Below are 2,837 nucleotides of genomic sequence, written 5' to 3'. Positions count from 1 at the left end.
GTAGATGTGCTGCTCCACCAGCGGTCGGCCGGCGAACGCCGCGGCGATGCCGAGCGCCACCCCCGCGGCGGCCCCGACCGCGCCCAGCACCACGCCGTCGGCCAGCACGATGCGGCGCAGGTGGGCGTCGTCGCCGCCGGCCACCGCCACCAGCGCGAGATCCCGGCGACGCCGCCGTACGCCGACCGCGAAGGCGGGCCCGACCAGCAGCACCACCTCCAGCAGGCCCAGGCCACCGACGAGCACCGAGGTGCTCATGCCCTCGATGTCGGTGGTGGCGAAGCGCTCGGGTGCGGGGAACGTGCCGGCGTCCATGCCGGATTCCGGGACCGGGGTGCGGGCCTGCACCACGAGACCGCGGTCGTTGAGCCGGCGCACCAGGTCGCGGTCGACGGGGCCGGGCAGGTCCACCAGCCAACTGCTCTCCGGCGCCGAGGCCGACCGGTCCGCCGTCGCCGGATGCAGCGCCACGGTCGGCGACAGCTGGTCCGGGAACTCGACCACGGCGACCACCCGCCAGGTGCGGGAGCCGTCCCCGGAGGTGACCGTGCCGCCGAGCCGGACGCCGAGGCGGCGCAGCGCCGCCGGGTTGACCGCGAGCTCGTCCGGCCCGGCCGGCGCCCGACCGTCGTGGAACCGGACCAGCCCCCGGCCCAGGGGGTCGGCGAGGTCCAGGGTGCGGCCGGCGATCCTGTTGTCCGTCCGGTCGCCCACGCGGGCCTCGAACGACGTCCACCGGCGCAGCTCGGTCAACCGGCTGCCGGCGGGCAGCAGGGCGGCGACCTGTTCGCGGGCGACCGGCCCCGTCAGAGTCGGCGCACCGTCGCGGGCGGTCCAGCTGTCGCCCCAGGCGCTCTGGATCAGGGGAACCTGTCCTATCTGGGTCAGCTCCGCGTCGGCGACGCCGAGCTGGCGGTCGACCCGCTCGGCCGGGGTCAGCTCGGACATGTCCCAGCTGACCGCGGTGAAGGTCAGCCCCAGCACCGGAAGGGTGATCATCGCCAGCACGAGGGCGGTCCGTCCCCGCGCGCGCCCGGTCTCCCGGCGGGCGATACGCAGCGCCGCCCACCAGGAGCCGACGGCGCCGGCGATCCGGCCGCCCCGGCCCGGCCTCACCGACCGCTGCCGCTCAGCAGCTGCTCCACGCTGCCCAGCGGGGCCGTCGAGTCGACGAGCACCCCGTCACGCAGGAAGACCACCCGGTCGGCCCACGCGGCGTGCCGCGCCTCGTGGGTGACCAGGATCCCGGCGGCCCCGGCGTCGACCCGCCGGCGCAGCAGGTGCAGCACCGCCTCCCCGGTCTGCGAGTCCAGCGCCCCGGTCGGTTCGTCGGCGAGCACCAGCCGGCGCTCGCCGACCAGCGCGCGGGCGATCGCCACCCGTTGCTGCTGCCCGCCGGAGAGTTGGTCCGGGAACCGGTCGCCCAGCTCCGGCAGGCCGACCTCGGCCAGCGCGTCCAGCGCCAGCCGGCGGGCCCGCCGGACGCCTGTCCCGTCGAGTTCGAGGGGGAGCGCGACGTTCTCCACGGCGGTGAGGCTGCCCAGCAGGTTCAAATTCTGGAAGATGTAGCCGATCCGGCGGCGGCGTACCTGGGCGAGGCGCCGCCGGTCCAGGCCGCCCAGGCGCTGCCCCTCGACGTACACCTCGCCGGTGCTCGGGCGGTCCAGTCCACCGGCGAGGGCCAGCAGGGTCGACTTGCCCGACCCGGACGGGCCCATCACGGCGACCAGTTCGCCGGGGTGCACGGTGAGGCTCACCCCGCGCAGCGCGCGCACGGCCGCCGGCCCGGCGCCGTGGGTGCGGTGCACCTCGCGCACGTCGAGCACCGCGTCGGTCGTGTCCCGCTCGCCCGGCCCGCTCCGTGTGCTCACCGTCGGGCCTCCTCGTCCGTGCGGTCCACCGCCTCCACGGGCGCGGTCGTCGGGCCGCCACCGGGCACGGCCGGTCGGTAGCGCACCAGGCTGGTCTCGCAGTGGTCCAGCCAGCGGACCTCCGCCTCGGCCTGGAAGACCATCGCGTCCAGCACCAGCCGCCAGGGCAGGTCCTCCGGGCGGTCGCTGGCGTACTTCAACCGGGTCAACTCCTGCAGCGCCCGCATGGTGGCGCTGCGCTGGGTCTGCACCACCGAGCGCACGTCTACGCCGGGGGTGGTCAGGGCCAGGGCCAGCTTGATCGCCAGTTCGTCGCGGGGACGGTCGTTGCGGCTGATCGGGGTGGCGAACCACAGGGCCAGGTCCGCCCGTCCCGCCTCGGTGATCTCGTACGGGCGTTGCCCGGCCTCGCTCTCGGGCAGCGACCGGACCAGCCCGTCCCGTTCCAGGCGGGACAGGGTGGTGTAGACCTGCCCGATGTTCAGCGGCCAGGTCGAGCCGGTCGACTCCTCGAACGCGGCGCGCAGCTGGTAGCCGTACATCTGGCCGCGTTCGAGCAGGGCGAGCAGCCCGTGACGGATGGACATGGCAACGAAGTATGTATACCTGGTATGCCGTCCGCAACCGGAGCGAGGCCGGGGTCGGTCGACGTTCAGGCAGGTCGGCCGGGGAACGGCACGGTCAGCGGGGTGATCCCGGCGGTCCGCCGCCACCGGGTGGCGCGTACGGCGTACTCGACGAGGGCGGCCAGCGCCAGGTCCCGGTCGGCGCCGGTGGTGGCCGGCACGGCCGCCCGCCAGAACGCCGCCGTCCGCTCCTCGACCTCGGCGGCCAGCCGCAGGGCGCTCGCCCGGTCGGTCAGCGGAAAGGGCAGGGCGTAGCCGGCCCGGTCCGGCGGGACGGTGCCGCCGCCGGCGCTGAGCTGCACGATCAGGGCGTCCCGGCGGCGCCGGTGCGCGGCCTCGG

General features: G+C 75.8%; 3 protein-coding genes and 1 pseudogene. All 4 read right to left on the bottom strand.

The window, feature by feature from the left end; all coding sequences use genetic code 11:
• Positions 1-1,116 (bottom strand): annotated as a pseudogene (locus NCC78_RS30385) (ABC transporter permease); the annotation flags it as partial.
• Positions 1,113-1,871, bottom strand: coding sequence for an ABC transporter ATP-binding protein (locus NCC78_RS30380; protein WP_250798833.1), 759 nt, complete (start codon positions 1,869-1,871; stop codon positions 1,113-1,115). The pseudogene NCC78_RS30385 and the gene NCC78_RS30380, both read right to left, overlap by 4 nt.
• Positions 1,868-2,458, bottom strand: coding sequence for a PadR family transcriptional regulator (locus tag NCC78_RS30375; RefSeq protein WP_250798832.1), 591 nt, complete (start codon positions 2,456-2,458; stop codon positions 1,868-1,870). The genes NCC78_RS30380 and NCC78_RS30375 overlap by 4 nt, the downstream gene beginning before the upstream one ends.
• Positions 2,459-2,523: 65 nt before the next feature.
• The coding region (locus NCC78_RS30370) for a ferritin-like domain-containing protein (RefSeq protein WP_250798831.1) at positions 2,524-2,837 on the bottom strand (314 nt) is incomplete at its 5' end.

The sequence above is a fragment of the Micromonospora phytophila genome (assembly GCF_023656545.1).
Classification (GTDB): domain Bacteria; phylum Actinomycetota; class Actinomycetes; order Mycobacteriales; family Micromonosporaceae; genus Micromonospora; species Micromonospora phytophila.
This window is presented reverse-complemented; position numbering and strand designations above follow the sequence as displayed.